The organism is Paenibacillus rhizolycopersici, from assembly GCF_014947195.2.
GTDB lineage: Bacteria > Bacillota > Bacilli > Paenibacillales > Paenibacillaceae > Fontibacillus > Fontibacillus rhizolycopersici.
Genome location: NZ_JADCNN020000011.1, coordinates 140,987 through 156,112 on the forward strand (window position 1 = coordinate 140,987; position 15,126 = coordinate 156,112).

The 15,126-nt window shown below is 54.1% G+C and carries 13 protein-coding genes; 10 read left to right on the plus strand and 3 right to left on the minus strand.

The window, feature by feature from the left end; translation table 11 throughout:
- Positions 1 to 156 precede the first annotated feature (156 nt).
- Both IM700_RS13855 and IM700_RS13860 read left to right on the plus strand, forming a co-directional pair.
- Complete coding sequence (locus IM700_RS13855; protein ID WP_239483890.1) at positions 157 to 1,188, plus strand: ATP-binding cassette domain-containing protein; 1,032 nt, start codon at positions 157 to 159, stop codon at positions 1,186 to 1,188.
- A complete protein-coding gene (locus IM700_RS13860) occupies positions 1,185 to 2,000 on the plus strand; it encodes an ABC transporter permease (protein WP_193416151.1) in 816 nt (271 codons plus the stop codon). The genes IM700_RS13855 and IM700_RS13860 overlap by 4 nt, the downstream gene beginning before the upstream one ends.
- 69 nt (positions 2,001 to 2,069) lie before the next feature.
- Here the strand turns inward: IM700_RS13860 and IM700_RS13865 are convergent, their stop codons facing one another.
- From IM700_RS13865 to IM700_RS13875, 3 genes are read right to left on the minus strand one after another with little or no spacing between them, the layout of a single operon-like run.
- Complete coding sequence (locus tag IM700_RS13865; RefSeq protein ID WP_193416152.1) at positions 2,070 to 3,248, minus strand: MalY/PatB family protein; 1,179 nt, start codon at positions 3,246 to 3,248, stop codon at positions 2,070 to 2,072.
- 52 nt (positions 3,249 to 3,300) lie between these two features.
- Positions 3,301 to 3,873 carry a beta-class carbonic anhydrase gene (locus IM700_RS13870; RefSeq protein WP_155607948.1) on the minus strand — a complete coding sequence of 191 codons (573 nt, stop codon included), beginning with the start codon at positions 3,871 to 3,873 and terminating at the stop codon, positions 3,301 to 3,303.
- Positions 3,874 to 3,914: 41 nt separating this feature from the next.
- Positions 3,915 to 4,238 (minus strand): iron-sulfur cluster biosynthesis family protein, encoded by a 324-nt coding sequence (locus IM700_RS13875; RefSeq protein WP_193416153.1) that lies wholly within the window; start codon positions 4,236 to 4,238, stop codon positions 3,915 to 3,917.
- A 140-nt stretch (positions 4,239 to 4,378) separates the two neighbouring features.
- On the opposite strand from IM700_RS13875, the gene IM700_RS13880 reads away from it, so the two are divergent.
- From IM700_RS13880 to mutS, 8 genes are all read left to right on the plus strand, one after another.
- On the plus strand, positions 4,379 to 5,896 hold the full coding sequence (locus IM700_RS13880; protein WP_193416154.1) for a carboxypeptidase M32: 1,518 nt from the start codon (positions 4,379 to 4,381) through the stop codon (positions 5,894 to 5,896).
- 167 nt (positions 5,897 to 6,063) lie between these two features.
- Positions 6,064 to 7,065 carry an ABC transporter substrate-binding protein gene (locus IM700_RS13885; RefSeq protein WP_193416155.1) on the plus strand — a complete coding sequence of 334 codons (1,002 nt, stop codon included), beginning with the start codon at positions 6,064 to 6,066 and terminating at the stop codon, positions 7,063 to 7,065.
- A gap of 32 nt (positions 7,066 to 7,097) precedes the next feature.
- Positions 7,098 to 7,877 (plus strand): ABC transporter ATP-binding protein, encoded by a 780-nt coding sequence (locus tag IM700_RS13890; protein ID WP_193416156.1) that lies wholly within the window; start codon positions 7,098 to 7,100, stop codon positions 7,875 to 7,877.
- 78 nt (positions 7,878 to 7,955) lie between these two features.
- Positions 7,956 to 8,726 carry an ABC transporter permease gene (locus IM700_RS13895; RefSeq protein WP_244868464.1) on the plus strand — a complete coding sequence of 257 codons (771 nt, stop codon included), beginning with the start codon at positions 7,956 to 7,958 and terminating at the stop codon, positions 8,724 to 8,726.
- Positions 8,727 to 8,935: 209 nt separating this feature from the next.
- Positions 8,936 to 9,931: an aromatic acid exporter family protein gene (locus tag IM700_RS13900; protein ID WP_155607954.1), complete on the plus strand. Its 996-nt coding sequence runs from the start codon at positions 8,936 to 8,938 to the stop codon at positions 9,929 to 9,931.
- Between the two features lie 64 nt (positions 9,932 to 9,995).
- On the plus strand, positions 9,996 to 10,541 hold the full coding sequence (cotE, locus tag IM700_RS13905) for an outer spore coat protein CotE (RefSeq protein WP_155607955.1): 546 nt from the start codon (positions 9,996 to 9,998) through the stop codon (positions 10,539 to 10,541).
- Positions 10,542 to 10,696: 155 nt separating this feature from the next.
- Positions 10,697 to 12,121, plus strand: coding sequence for a putative amidoligase domain-containing protein (locus tag IM700_RS13910; protein ID WP_336244904.1), 1,425 nt, complete (start codon positions 10,697 to 10,699; stop codon positions 12,119 to 12,121).
- A 71-nt stretch (positions 12,122 to 12,192) separates the two neighbouring features.
- Positions 12,193 to 14,964, plus strand: a complete 2,772-nt coding sequence (mutS, locus tag IM700_RS13915; protein WP_193416158.1) for a DNA mismatch repair protein MutS — start codon at positions 12,193 to 12,195, stop codon at positions 14,962 to 14,964.
- Positions 14,965 to 15,126: the final 162 nt, after the last annotated feature.

Here is a 15,126-nt window from a genome sequence, read left to right on the forward strand (position 1 = left end):
TGCAAGCCTTAGCTTGTCGATGCCCCAGAACCAATGTATGCGAGCGGTTTGGACATGGAGTGTGTTTGTGTTCCAATCGTTTAAATTCAGTTTAACTAACTCAGGTAAGCTCCTAATTGTAGATCACATTGGGTGAAGGATAGGAGGAGGTAACCGATGAATACGAAAATGTCCACCAACATGGGGGGCTTATCTAAACCAGCAATCGAAGCCGATGGACTTGTCAAAATATTCGGAACAAGCCGTGCCGTGGACGGAGTAGACCTGCGGGTGGAAAGCGGCATGATTTACGGAGTGCTGGGACCTAACGGGGCCGGGAAAACGACAACGATCCGCATGTTAGCCACCTTGCTTCGTCCGGATGGGGGATCCGCCCGCATATTCGGACATGATGTCGTCAAGGAGCCGCATATCGTCCGCCAGTTGATCGGCGTGACCGGACAGTACGCCTCCGTGGATGAAACGCTGAGCGCTACGGAGAACCTCGTCATTTTCTCCAGACTCCTAGGGTTAGGGCGCAGTGAAGCTCGCCGAAAAGCGGAGGAGCTGTTGGAGGAATTCGGCTTGTCTGAAGCGGCCAAACGCCCGCTGAAGCATTTCTCCGGCGGGATGCGGCGACGGCTGGATTTGGCCGCGAGCTTGATCGCCCAGCCGCCGCTGATCTTCTTGGATGAACCGACCACGGGGTTGGATCCGCGTACGCGGACGCAGATGTGGGATACGATCCGCCGCTTGGTCGCTTCCGGTTCAACCGTGTTGTTAACGACGCAATACTTGGACGAAGCCGATCAATTGGCGGATCGAATCGCCGTGATCGATCGCGGGCAGGTCATTGCAGAAGGAACCGTCGACGGGTTGAAGTCCTCGGTTGGTGCCTCGTCGCTGCAGCTAAGAATCAGCAATCCGCTTGATCTGACGGAGTCCCGCCGGATTGTAGAACAGGTGCTGGGAGTAACGACGAATATTTCGGCGGAAGCCGGAAAGATCACCGCCCCGCTGGCGGAAGGGGATAAAGTTACCGACCTATTAATCGCCTTACGCGAATCGGGTATTGCTTTGATGGAGCTAAGCGTCCAGAAGCCGACGTTGGATGAAGTGTTTTTGACCCTGACTGGGCATGGCGTTGAAGAAGATGCCGCCGCAGGCACGGACAGTTCCGTACTGAAGCAGAAGGAGGTAATCGCGTGAATAGCACGACAGTCAACCCCGAAGCCGCACGGCCTCTGAAGAACCACACGAGCTTCCGTCAATCGCTCCGCCATTCGTTGACCATGGCGTATCGGGGCTTACTTAAAATCAAGCGAACACCGGAACAACTGTTTGACGTAACGATTCAGCCGATCATTTTTACGTTGATGTTCACTTATATTTTTGGCGGGGCGATCTCGGGGGATGTTATAAGTTATTTGCCGGTCATTATCCCGGGGATTTTGGTGCAGACCGTGATCTCGACGTCGATCGTCACCGGGGTGCAACTACGCGAGGATATGGAGAAGGGCGTCTTCGACCGTTTCAAGTCGTTGCCGATCGCTCGGATTGCGCCGCTGGCCGGCGCCTTGTTGGCCGACACGGTCCGCTATACGATCGCCACGGTCTTAACGTTCGCAATGGGATACCTCATGGGATATCGGCCGGATGGAGGCCTTGGGTATGTCGCCCTTGCTGCGCTGCTCGTCATCGTTTGCTCCTGGTCGATCAGTTGGATATTCGCTTTTTTTGGGGTTATCGCACGGACGGCATCCAGCGTACAAGGCATTTCAATGATCGTGTTGTTTCCGTTGACGTTCTTATCCAATGCGTTCGTTCCGGTCGAAACGATGCCGAAATGGCTAGGGTGGTTTGCGAACGTGAATCCGATCTCGCATCTGGTAACCGCGGTTCGGGAGTTAGTCAATACGGGGACTGTGGGCGGGGATCTGGTGACATCCTTGCTTGGGGCCGCCGTCATTGTGGCTGTATTCGCACCGATAACCGTTCGAGCATATATGCGTCGCACCTAAATCAACAAAGCCGGAAGACAAGAGTCTTCCGGCTTTGTTGCGTTCGGGTAGGGTTATTCACATCGCCTTTTAAGCGTTTCGAGCGGCAGCCGCTGTACAAAAACGCTCCAGCGCCTCCTGAAGCAATGAACGCGGACAAGCAAGATTGATTCGCAGGAACCCTTCGCCGTTCTGGCCGTAAACGGAGCCTTCGGTGAAGGCGATTTTGGCTTCCTTATACATCATTTGCTTAATTTGAGCTTTGTCCCAACCCAAAGCCCGGCAATCTACCCATAGCAAGTAGGTGCCTTCCGAGAGGATTGGGGCCGCGGCTTGCAGGTGCGCCGCAAGATAAGCGATCGCGAAGTCACGGTTTGCGCGGATATAGTCCAAGACGGCATCCAGCCAATCCTCGCTTTGCGTGTACGCGGCGATGGTGGCAGAAGGGCCGAAATAGTTCAGCGATCCAATAGCCAGCGTTTTGATGCGCTCCGCAAAAGATTTGCGGATGGCTACATTTGAAATTAGGGTATAAGCCGTAGACAGACCGGGAATGTTGAACGTTTTGGAAGGGGCCGCGCAGGTGATCGTGATGCCGGCGTGAGCTTCGGAGAGCGAAGCAAACGGCACATGGCGGTGATCCGCGAAGACAAGGTCGCCATGTATTTCGTCGGAGACGACCTTCACGCCATATTTCAAGCATAACTCGCCGAGCCGTTCCAATTCCTCCCGGGTCCAGACCCGGCCACCGGGATTATGGGGGCTGCATAGCAGCATCAGCTTGGCACCGCTCTGCATTAGCGACTCCAACTGAACGTAATCCATCCGATAATGCCCATTTTCAAGAATCAGCGGATTCTCGGCGATCTCGCGTCCGTTATTGCGAATCACATCATAGAACGGATTATACACCGGGGATTGCAGGATCACCTGATCTCCCGGTTCGGTTAACACTTGAACGGCTACGCCAAGCGCAGGTACGACGCCCGGAGTGTCGGTCAACCAGGACGCGTCGACCTTCCATCCATGCCGGCGTTCCATCCAGCCTGTGATGGCATCGAGGTATTCCTTAGGCCGGCTTGTGTAGCCGTAGATGCCATGCTTGGCCCGTTCGGTGACTGCTTCGACAATGGCCGGGGCGCATCGAAAGTCCATGTCGGCCACCCACAAAGGCAGTACATCGGGATCGCCGAACAGCTCTCGTCCAAGATCCCATTTCTCGGAGTAGGTTCCTCGCCGCGGCAATCGTTCATCGAAATGATACGTCATCTTGTTGCTTCATCCTTTCCCAATGCAGGCGCTACACGCTGTTCTTGTTATTTTACTTCGGATGCGGCTGGTATCCGTCAATCACGAGTTCCAATTCGCCCGTCGTGGAATTAATCAACATCCCGTGAACAGGGATATCGGCAGGGAGCAAGGGATGTTTCTTGACGATATTTACCGTCTGGATGACACCTTCCTTCTCGTTATCGAAACCGCGCAACCATTTATTCAGCTTGATGCCGGAGTTCTCCAACGTGTTCAGCGTGTCGTCGCTGATTCCCCGCTCCCGCATGGATCCGATCATCCGGTCCGAATTCAGCGCGGCCATCCCGCAGCCGGTGTGACCGACGATGAACACCTCTTGCGCATGAAGCTCGTAGATCGCGACGAGCAGACTGCGCATGACGCTGCCGAAAGGCTGGGAAATCACCGCGCCGGCGTTCTTGATCAGCTTCACGTCGCCGTTACGCAAATTCATCGCTTTAGGGAGAAGCTCTGTAAGCCGAGTATCCATACAGGTAACAATAGCCATCTTCTTCTCGGGAAATTTATCCGTCACATATTTCTCGTATTCCTTATCTTCCACGAACTTGCGGTTGAAATCCAAAATAGATTGCAGCTGATTCATTTGACCTGCCTCCTTAGGTTTGGGTTGTGGACACCGGCGAATTACCGGCGGTCAATCAAAGGGATGTTCGATTTGTAAAATTGCGAGGGTCCGTCTAATCGGAACGTACCGGTGTTTTCTTCCCCCTTCAGGGTAAGCTCTTCTTCGAAAAATATCGCCTGCATCTTATCGATCCAGAACGGGTAAACCTCATTCTCCATCGGAATGTCGTAAGCGCCGGGCTCGGACACGATGTGGAGCACCGGAACCCCGCTCATTCCGCAGCCGCAGTTTTCCGTATCATACACGAGGCGGAGTAGGCCGGACTTCGTGCCGAGCTTGTCGGCAATGAGTTTATCAGCCGTCGGGTTTAATGATATTTTCATAAGATGAAGACAGCTCCTTTACATGAAAATGAAATATTTCAAAATAAGGTGATTTCGCCCGCTTAAAATTTGATTATAAGGTTTGTTAAAAGTATCATCAAGAGTAGCAGTAAATTTCACCAGTAAAGGCGGGAGTTGTCATGAAGCAGGAAACGGTTGAGAAATGGGAGCTCTTTCGAGAGCTTCTGCAAAAGATTCACGGGTACGGGGAAGCCGTTGCGCTGATGAATTGGGATTTGCGCACCGGCGCACCGCGGAAAGGCGCAGAGACCCGGGCCGCGACCATCGGTCTATTGTCCACGGAAGCTTTTAAACTGCAAACCTCAGCAGAAATGGGCGAATATTTGGCTTATTTGAATCAACCTTCCGTTCTGGATGAATTGGACGATGTCAAACGTCGGATGGTGCTTGACGTGCAGGAGGAGTACGATCGAAGCGTTAAGATTCCTCCGCAGAAATTCCGGGAATATACCGAATTGACCGCCCATGCCGAAACGATGTGGGAGGATTTCAAGGAAAATAGTGATTTCGCCGGCTTTGAACCTTACTTAACGCAAATTGTGGAGAAAACGCAGGAATTTATCGACTACTGGGGTCCGAAGGCCACTCGTTATGATACATTGCTACATATGTATGAACCGGATCTAACGGTAGAGAAGCTCGACCAGGTATTCGGACAGCTGCGCGACCGCCTGGTACCGCTGGTTGAAGCGGTGGCAGCGGCGAAGAACAAGCCGGAGGCGCCTTTCCTGGATCAGCTGTTCGATGCGGGACAACAGGCGAAGTTCAGCCGTTTCCTCCTGGAACAAATCGGCTACGACTTCGAAGCCGGGCGGATCGACGAGACCGTGCACCCGTTCCAAACGACGTTGAATCATGGCGATGTGCGGATCACAACCAATTACAAGCAGGATGATGTCGCCAGCGCCATCTTTAGCTCCTTACACGAAGGAGGACACGCATTATATGAGCAAAACGTTTCTCCAGAGCTAGCCGATTCACCGCTTGGTCAAGGCACGTCGATGGGGATCCACGAGTCGCAGTCCCGCTTCTGGGAGAACTTTGTCGGGCGCAGCCTGCAGTTCTGGGAGCGATATTTCGGAGAACTACAGCAGCATTTCCCTGAACAGCTCAAAGACGTTACACCGGAGGCGTTCTTTCTCGGGATCAATCGCGTGGAGAACTCGTTCATCCGGATCGAAGCGGATGAACTGACTTATAATTTGCATATCATCATCCGTTATGAGATCGAGAAGATGCTGTTTAATGAAGCTTTGCCGGTCAGCGAGCTGCCTAAGGTATGGAACGAGAAGTATCGCGATTATCTCGGCTTGACGCCGCCGAATGACGGGCTCGGGGTGCTGCAGGACGTTCACTGGTCGGGCGGGCTATTTGGTTACTTCCCTTCCTATGCGTTAGGCAACATGTATGCGGCTCAGATCGCAAACACGCTTCGTAAGGAAATGCCGCAGTTCGAAGGATTCATTGCGGATGGCAACTTCCAGCCGATCAAGGAATGGCTGACCGACAAAATCTACAAATACGGGAAGAGCCGGAAACCATCGGAAATCATCTTGGCAATCACCGGGGAAGAGCTGAACCCGGATTATCTCGCGGAATATCTGGAGCATAAATTCAAAAGCATTTACGGCATCTAGCCGTCATCCTTTTCGAGGCTGTCCTTAAGGCGGAATCATCCGCCCGGGACAGCCTTTTTTGTGCTCTTAACCTTTTGCTGGGCCATCGCATACTATTTAGTATGTTCTGGTCAACCGCTAGAAATCGGTTGGCTATGAAACTCCATGAAGAAGGAGAGGTGAACGGCATGAACAACGCTCGTAAGGTGTTATGGCTCGCGCTCATCGTTCTCCTGACAGCAGCCCTAAGCGGTTGCGGAGGAAGCGGCCAAACCCAAAAGGTGAAAATCGGGGAAGTCACCCGTTCCGTATTTTACGCCCCTCAATATGTCGCATTGGAAAAGGGCTTTTTCAAAGAGGAAGGACTTGACTTAGAGCTGCAGACGACAGCGGGTGGCGACAAAACGATGACGGCGTTGCTGTCGGGAGCGATCGACGTGGCGCTGGTTGGAGCGGAAACTTCGATCTACGTGTATCAGCAAGGCTCGGAGGATCCGGTGATTAATTTTGCTCAATTGACGCAAACCGACGGGACCTTCCTGGTTGCCCGAGACTCCGGAGCATTCGATTGGGAGAAGCTGAAGGGCAGCGTCTTCCTTGGTCAGCGGAAAGGCGGCATGCCGCAAATGGCAGGAGAGTTCACCCTGCGCAAACACGGGATTGATCCGCACCAGGATCTAGAGCTGATTCAGAATGTGGATTTCGCCAACATCACAGCGGCATTCGTCTCGGGAACGGGACAGTTCGTCCAGTTGTTCGAACCGCAAGCATCTATTGTTGAGAAGGAAGGGAAAGGCCACGTCGTCGCTTCCTTTGGTACGGAGAGCGGAAGGCTGCCTTACACGGTATTCATGACCAAACAGAGCTATATGAACGATCGCCCGGAAGTCGTTCAGAAGTTTACGAACGCGGTCCATAAAGCCCAGCTTTGGGTCCAGTCTCACACGCCGGAGGAAATCGCAGAAACCGTCGCTCCTTATTTTAAAGATACGGATATGGATATCTTGATTAGTTCGATCAAGCGTTATCAGGAGCAAGGAAGTTATGCCGAAACGCCGGCGTTGGCAGAGGATTCGTGGAATAACCTGCTTGACGTGATGGAAAGCGCTGGAGAGCTGAATGAACGGGTTGATGTAGGTGAGTTGGTCAATAACAGCTTCGCCGATAAAGCCGTGAACTCAGTTAAGTAAGTGACTATAACGGAAAAGGAGCGTGAGCGCTTTTGCCTTCTGTCGTGGAACTGAAACACCTGGATCTAGTCTATGTGACGGACCGGGAGGCCGTCCTCGCTTTGCAAGGGATGAATTTAACGGTGGAGCCGGGTGAATTCATCAGTCTGGTTGGTCCCAGCGGTTGCGGAAAGACCACGCTTCTCTCCGTCATGGCAGGTCTACTCTCTCCCACCCGGGGGGAGGTGCTGCTGCACGGCAAATCGGTGACGGGGCCTACCCCTCAGGTCGGTTATATGCTGCAGCAAGATTATTTGTTCCCGTGGCGGACCATTCTGAGTAATAGCGTGCTGGGGCTTGAGCTGACGGGACGGTTAACGCCGGAAAGCACCGAAAAAGCCCGGAACTTGCTGGCTGAAATGGGCCTTGGCGATACGGCGAACCTATATCCTCACCAGCTGTCGGGCGGAATGCGTCAACGGGTCGCCCTCGTGCGAACGCTAGCGACCGATCCCGAGCTCTTGCTGCTGGATGAACCATTTTCGGCGCTTGATTATCAGACGAAACTGCAACTGGAGGATTTAGTGTGGGGGACCCTGAAGCAACGCAAGAAAACGGGCGTCCTGGTGACTCACGATTTGTCCGAAGCGATCGCGGTCAGCGACCGGGTTATCGTTCTGGCTCCGAGACCCGGCCGGATCCGCAGCATGTACGAAATTCCGGAGCAGATCCGGAACGCGCAGCCGTTTTATGCCCGGGAAGCCGAAGGCTTCAACGAACTGTTCCATGAAATCTGGCGGGATCTCGAAACGTCGGAAAGGGAGGAGGGATAGCCCTTGGCACAGCCCGTAACCAAACCGGACGCCAATCAGCAGGCCAATCAGGAGGCCTGGCTACAGGAGAAATGGCATCTGTACCGCAAACGCAAACGACGAATAAGTAACTATGTGGTGAGTGTTCAGGCGCTGATCCTCGTGTTATTCATCGGATGTTGGGAGCTTGCAGGCCGGATGCGATGGATTGATGTGCTCATCTTTAGTTACCCGTCCAAGGTTGGCCGGCAAATTGTCAAAGATGCGGTCAGCGGCGAGTTGTGGCCACATTTAGCAATGACGGTGGGCGAAACGGCGGTAGGTTTCCTGCTGGGGACGCTGATCGGTACCTTGCTGGCGGTCCTTATCTGGTGGTCCCCGTTTCTATCCCGCGTACTGGACCCTTTCATGGTCGTGTTCAACAGTATGCCAAAGGTGGCGCTTGGCCCGATCTTTATCGTATTGTTTGGCGCCGGCTTCACGGCTATTGTCGTAACGACGTTGTCAATTACAGTCATCGTAACGACGCTGGTCGTGTTTAACAGCTTCAATGAAGTGGACGCCAACCTGATCAAGGTGATCCGCACGTTTGGTGGATCGCGGCGTGACGTGTTTCTAAAGGCTATCCTGCCCGCATCGTTCCCGACCATCGTATCCACGCTGAAGGTGAACGTGGGCATGGCCTGGGTTGGTGTCATCGTTGGGGAATTCCTTGTGGCCAAAATCGGGCTTGGATACTTGATCGTTTACGGGTTTCAGGTGTTTAACTTTACCTTGGTGCTGTCAAGCCTGGTCATCATTGCAGTCGTGGCGACGGGGATGTACCAGCTGGTTGTCTATATCGAACGAAAGTTAGTGCGGGAGCGGTAACGCTCCCTTTTTTTGCGTGGGCCTGGAGGTTGGTAGTTCAGCCGCTTTACGTCATGATCCCGCCTAATCAGATCATCGAGTTAAAGAAAGATCAAGCCAAGCCCTAGGTCAGATCGCAAAGTGCTGAATATCAAAATGGCATTGTATGGAAGCGTGAAATCAAGTAGGATATTTTCATAGAGCGGTTTCGACAAAAAGGATGGGTTTTCATGGGATTTCGAGTGATCAAAACAGCGATAGCCACACTTATGGCGATCTTCATCGCGGATTTCGCCGGCGTGGCAGGCGCCAATTCCGCGGGACTGTTAGCTATTCTAGGAGTGGACGTCACGCGCAAGCGCAGCCTGGCTTCGATATCGGCGCGGTTTTTTGCTTCCATTCTCGGTTTGTTGCTGGCTTTTGGGGTCTTCTACTTCTTCGGCTTTCATATTTGGGTACTCGCCATTTATATACTAATCGCTTTTCCGTTGATCGCCCGTGCGGGCTTCAAAGAAGGGATCGTTACTAGCTCCGTCGTCGTGTTCCGCGTGTTCGGCGGTGCGGAGATTTCCTGGCACGTGCTCTTAACCCAGGTGGAGCTGCTAATCATCGGACTTGGTTCGGCGATGGTCGTCAATTTTCTGTACATGCCGAAGACGGAAGACAAGCTCCTGGGTACGCGGCGTGAGGTTGACGCTTTGTTTTCGCGTATCTTTCAGGAAATCGGCGCAACGCTACGTGATCCTTATCGCTTATGGGATGGCAAAGAGTTGACGGAAGCCGCCCGACTTGTCGAGGAGGGGCATGCAATTGCCAAGCGGGCGGCGGAGAATCAGATGATCTCGCCTAATGAGGCCTGGATTGCGTATTTCTTCATGCGGAAAGAGCAATTAAGCCGGATCGAAGGTATGCTGGAGTTGATAGCACAGGTGTATCAGCGCATGCCGCAAGGGGAATTTGCCGCAGTGCTGTTCGATCGGCTTAGCGTGGACGTCAATCAGGAGGAATATACCGGGGTGACTGAGCAAATGCTGGCTGAGCTGGAGGAGGAGTTTAAAAAAATGGAGCTGCCCTCCACTCGCGAGGAATTCGAAATCCGTTCGGCCATCCTGCAGCTCTGCCGGGAACTTTCCTTATACCTGGCCGTTTCTAAAAAAAATAAAGCCCCCATTCCTCGAATGGCGGCGAACCAGGCACGGAAACGAAATCAGGCAACGATAAAATAGTTGTCACCCTAGACGAATGTCCTGCATACACTTTTATTGAATGATGTATGGAGGAGGTTCTAACATGTCATTGAAATATCAAAGTAGAGAGATCATCACGAAAGCGATCTGCGGAAAAGGTCGTAAGTTCTCTACCGTAACACATACCGTGACTCCCCCTCATAAACCGTCGAGCATCCTGGGGGCCTGGATCATCAACCACCAGTACGAAGCGGTCGCTGCGGGAGACGGAATTGAAGTTATTGGTACTTACGATATTAACATCTGGTATTCGTACGACAAGAACTCGCAGACCGAGGTCGCCAAAGAAACGGTATCTTACGTTGAGAATGTCCCGCTGAGCTACTTGGATTCCAGACACCGTTCGTCGACGGTAGAAGTATCCGCAGAAGCCACACAGGAACCTAGTACCGTCGAAGCCACCGTCTCGGGTGACGGGCGCGTATCCATTCGGGTGGAACGCGAATTCGCGGTAGAATTGGTTGCCGAAACGAAGTTGAATGTCCTTGTGGTGCCAAACAGCGGCATCGAAGATAAGGATTACGATTTTGGCTCCGAGCTCGGCGATTATGAAGATTTGGATCCGGATCTCCTCGACGACGAACTGTGATTCGTGTTGGAAGCAAGAAGGCAGATGGGTAAGCACCAAAGGTTTCAGGCTACACTGTAGCATATGCGGCAGGGGCGTCGTCGAAGAGGGCGGCTGCCCTCTTTTTGTTTTTATTTTTCGAATCACTTCCATATCAGACGGGGGATGAATCGGTGGTGAAGGATGAGCATCTTGTGCTAAAAATCCGGCTGGGTTCCGGTACGTTCAAAGGGCGCTTGTTACAGGCGTTAGGGCGCTTAGGCGGCCCCTATCGGGTGTTGAAAGGACCGGCATCGAAACCCATCGTTAACGGTTCGGAGTGGATCTATTACGGACCAGAGGAAGCTTATTGGGGCGAACGGGTACAAGAGATCGTGCTGGGGCGGCCAAAAGTCACGCTAGGAGACTGGCGGCGGCGTCTCGAAACGGCCGGACTGAAGACGACGGAACCGGAACGTCTCGTTCCTGAAGTCAGAAGCAAGAGGGCATCCTACACACGACGTTTTGCCGTTACCGGTTTCCACTTGCGGGTATGGGAAATTCGACCGCTCGGAAAATCTGGGCAGGCGCTGCCGCTGCTGGGTGAACTGCCGGCTCAGGACTCACCGTTGCATAAACGCTTGGCAAGCACGGCTATCCGCGCGTTATATGCTGTTGGGCTCGATTTTGGCGAAGTGGTGATTTCGGCCGGGGAGGAAGGTCGGTTTACGGTGGATTCGATCATTCCCTCCGCTGAAGCTGGAAGTACCGCTGCCGCCGGAATCGCCCGTGCTATGCGAGATACTTTGGAAGAACAGGAAGGGCTCCGGGAAGCGGCGGCGGAGCGGCTGATCGGGATGGACCCGGAGTTTTTGTTGTTCGATCCGACTCACGGAAAAGTCGTCCCGGCTTCCCGTTATTTGCAATTTCACGGAGAAGCGGGATGCGATGTGCTGCGTTACCGCGGACAACGCTTGTTTCCACTTGCCGAGTTGCGGCCTCGTCCAGGCAAGGAGCCGCGCGAAGTCGTCGTTCATTTGCTGCACGCCTTTCGCGAAGCCCGCGAGGCCATCGAAGACCGGGGGCTGATTTGGCAGGCCGGAGCTATGCCGCAGCGCGGTTTTCCGCTGGGCGGACATTTGCATTTCAGCGGAGTGGGGTTGACGCCGGAACTATTGCGGGCGCTCGACAACTACCTGGCACTGCCGCTAGCCGTGCTGGAAGACGCCCGAAGTAAACCTCGTCGCCCGAAATACGGTTTTCTCGGCGATTTCCGCCTTAAGGAATACGGCGGTTTTGAATATCGTACGTTGCCTAGTTTCCTGGTTTCTCCGCTCGTGACCAAAGGCGTAGTGGCATTAGCTAGTCTGATCATAGACAACGCGGAACGCCTCACCGCTAGACCGCTGGAGAAGGAGGAGATCTGGACCGCGTTTTATGCCGCCAGAAAAAAATCGCTTCGTGCAGCGCTACCCCGCTTGTTGACGGATATCCAAAGCGTTCCTGATTATGCTCGCTACGAAGGTTATGTCGCCCCGCTGCTTAAAGTCATTCAGTCCGGCCGTGCTTGGGATGAAACTGCAGATATCCGCACCGCTTGGAAATTGCAAAATCCTACATAACCCCACTGCCCTTTTCTGGTATAATAAGATTCTATGAAAGACTGACAGCGCAGGGTAAATGGAGGGGAATCATGGCTACCTATACGCCGATGATTGAGCAGTATTTACGAATCAAGGCGGAAGCGCAGGACGCGTTTCTGTTTTTCCGGCTGGGCGATTTCTATGAAATGTTCTTCGAGGATGCAATCCTGGCCGCCAAAGAGCTTGAGATTACGCTGACCGGACGGGACGGAGGCGCTGAGGAGAAGATTCCGATGTGCGGCGTTCCCTACCACTCGGCAGACAACTATATTCACCGTCTGATTGAAAAAGGGTATAAAGTGGCGATCTGCGAGCAGATGGAAGACCCTTCCCAGACCAAAGGCATGGTCAAACGCGAAATCGTCCGAGTGATTACGCCCGGGACCATTATGGAAGGGAAGACGATCGGTGAACGGACGAACAACTACATCGTATCCGTCACCGAACGGCAGGGGTTGATGGCCCTGGCTGCCTGCGACTTGTCCACCGGGGAGCTGTACGCGACTTCGGCGCCGTCGAACAAGGAGTGGCTGCGCGACGAAATCGGCTTGTATGACCCGGCGGAGGTTATTGGGGATCCGGAGTTATTGGATTGGATTGCCGGACAAGCCGCTCCGCTTGGTAAGCCGGTGGTGTATACGCCATGGGCTAAAGCGAAGGAGGAGACGGCGCGCACGCAGTTCGGCGAAGCGGAATGGATCCGTCTGGAGTCGGAACGGCGCGACAATATCTCGGTGCTTGTCGGCTATTTAAGCGAAACGCAAAAACGTTCGCTCGGTCAGCTGACAAAAATATCAGCCTACGAGCCCGAGCATTTTATGATTTTGGACCCGTTTACGCGGCGTAACCTGGAATTGGTTGAAACGGTCCGCGAGCGTTCGAAGAAAGGTTCGCTCCTGTGGCTGCTTGACCGTACAGAGACCTCGATGGGGTCCAGATTGCTGCGTCGCTGGATTGACAAGCCCTTATTGCAAAAGACTCGGATCGAGGAACGTTTGGAAGCGGTAGAGCACCTGCATAGCGCCTTTATACTGCGTGAGGATCTACGCGGGGCGCTCCAGGATATTTACGATTTGGAGCGGCTGGTGGGCCGCGTCGCTTTTGGCAATGCCAATGGACGTGATCTGGTTGCGCTGAAGACCTCGCTGCGCCAGGTGCCGGCGATCAAAGATCTTTGCGGTGGATCGGCATCATTTACTTTGCGGCGGATCGCCTCTGTGATGGACGAGTGCGCGGATCTAGCCGGGATGATCGATACGGCGATTGCCGACGAACCTCCGGTTTCGGTGCGGGATGGAGGGATCATCAAGACCGGATTTCATGAACGACTGGACGAGCTGCGCGAGGCCGGGGTGAACGGCAAGCGATGGATTGCCGAGCTGGAAGCGGCCGAACGTCAGGCGACCGGGATTAAATCGCTGAAGATCGGCTACAACAAGGTATTCGGATACTATATCGAGGTTACGCGATCGAATTTGGCCTCTTTGCCGGAAGGAAGGTATGAGCGGAAGCAAACGCTGGCGAATGCCGAACGTTTCGTCACGCCGGAGTTGAAGGAGAAGGAAACGCTCATTCTTGAAGCCGAAGAGAAGATGGTTGATCTGGAGTACGCGTTGTTTAATGAACTACGCGAACGGATCGCTGCGGACATCCCTCGCTTGCAGAAGCTAGCCGAACAAATCGCCGAAATCGACGTGCTGCGCTCGATGGCGGCCGTGGCGTCAGACAATGGCTTTGTGAAGCCGAAGTTGACCGACGGCTACGACCTCGTCGTGGAGCAAGGTCGGCATCCGGTGGTGGAGTCCGTGATGAAAGATACGGCATTTATCGCCAACGGCACAGCGCTTCGCAAGGATGAGGCCAGCATTTTGCTGATTACGGGGCCTAACATGGCAGGGAAGAGCACGTACATGCGGCAGGTCGCCCTCATTTCGATCCTGGCGCAAATCGGCTGTTTCGTGCCGGCGGCCAAGGCGGAAATCCCGTTGGTCGACCGCATATTTACGCGGATTGGCGCGGCGGACGATCTGATTGGCGGACAAAGCACCTTTATGGTGGAGATGGCTGACATTCAGATCATGACGGAGAAAGCCACTCCCCGCAGCTTGATCATTATCGATGAGCTGGGCCGAGGCACATCCACCAGCGAAGGGATGGCGATCGCGCAAGCGGTGATCGAATATGTCCACGACCGAATCGGGTGTAAGGCGCTGGTATCCACGCATTTCCATGAGCTCGCTCATTTGGAGCACAGTTTGACTGGGCTTAGCAATTACAGCATGGCGGTGCAGGAGAGCGGGGACAAGGTTCATTTCTTGCGCAAGCTGATCCCGGGCGCGGCGGACACCAGCTATGGCATTTATTGCGCGCGGCTGGCCGGCTTGCCTGAGGAGATCATCGGCCGGGCCTATGGGCTGCTGAAGGGACTCGAGGAGAAAGCCCCGCAGTTGGCTGGCACGGGTACAGCGGTGGCTATCGCACGACTGGCGGCTGAGCCGCAGGCGAAAGAAGACGCTGCTCGGGCTGTGCGAGAAACGGCTGTAGCTGCGGCGATGACGGAGGCTATGGCTTCTACGGAAGCTGCCGCGGTTGCGGAAGCTCTGACGGAGCCGCTTGACCGCGAAGGCGGGCCGGTGGTGCAGCTTTCGATTTTTGGCGATGAGGAACCATCGCTTCAAGCGAAGCCGGCCGCTCCGGTGACCGAGGATCCGGGTATGAGGACGCTCGTCAACCTGATCAAAAACGCCGATTTGATGAACATGACGCCGCTGCAAGCGATGCAGTTGGTGAATGATCTGAAGATGAAGGCGAAGGATTTGTAGGGCAGACGGGGAGGCTGGCGGGATACCCGAGGCCAGGCCCAGGCAAGGACAAGGCAAGGACAAGGACAAGGCAAGGACAAGGACAAGGACAAGGCTAAATGACAAGCCTTTCCTCAAACGCTAACGCCGAGGGCACGAACAAACCCTTCCTCGAGCGCTAAC

Bases quoted from the DNA above. Each gene is read 5' to 3' on its own strand.
- IM700_RS13855 (WP_239483890.1), top strand. From the start codon at position 157: ATGAATACGAAAATGTCCACCAACATGGGGGGCTTATCTAAACCAGCA.
- IM700_RS13865 (WP_193416152.1), bottom strand. From the start codon at position 3,248: ATGACGTATCATTTCGATGAACGATTGCCGCGGCGAGGAACCTACTCC.
- IM700_RS13870 (WP_155607948.1), bottom strand. From the start codon at position 3,873: ATGAATCAGCTGCAATCTATTTTGGATTTCAACCGCAAGTTCGTGGAA.
- IM700_RS13875 (WP_193416153.1), bottom strand. From the start codon at position 4,238: ATGAAAATATCATTAAACCCGACGGCTGATAAACTCATTGCCGACAAG.
- IM700_RS13880 (WP_193416154.1), top strand. From the start codon at position 4,379: ATGAAGCAGGAAACGGTTGAGAAATGGGAGCTCTTTCGAGAGCTTCTG.
- IM700_RS13885 (WP_193416155.1), top strand. From the start codon at position 6,064: ATGAACAACGCTCGTAAGGTGTTATGGCTCGCGCTCATCGTTCTCCTG.
- IM700_RS13900 (WP_155607954.1), top strand. From the start codon at position 8,936: ATGGGATTTCGAGTGATCAAAACAGCGATAGCCACACTTATGGCGATC.
- cotE (WP_155607955.1), top strand. From the start codon at position 9,996: ATGTCATTGAAATATCAAAGTAGAGAGATCATCACGAAAGCGATCTGC.
- mutS (WP_193416158.1), top strand. From the start codon at position 12,193: ATGGCTACCTATACGCCGATGATTGAGCAGTATTTACGAATCAAGGCG.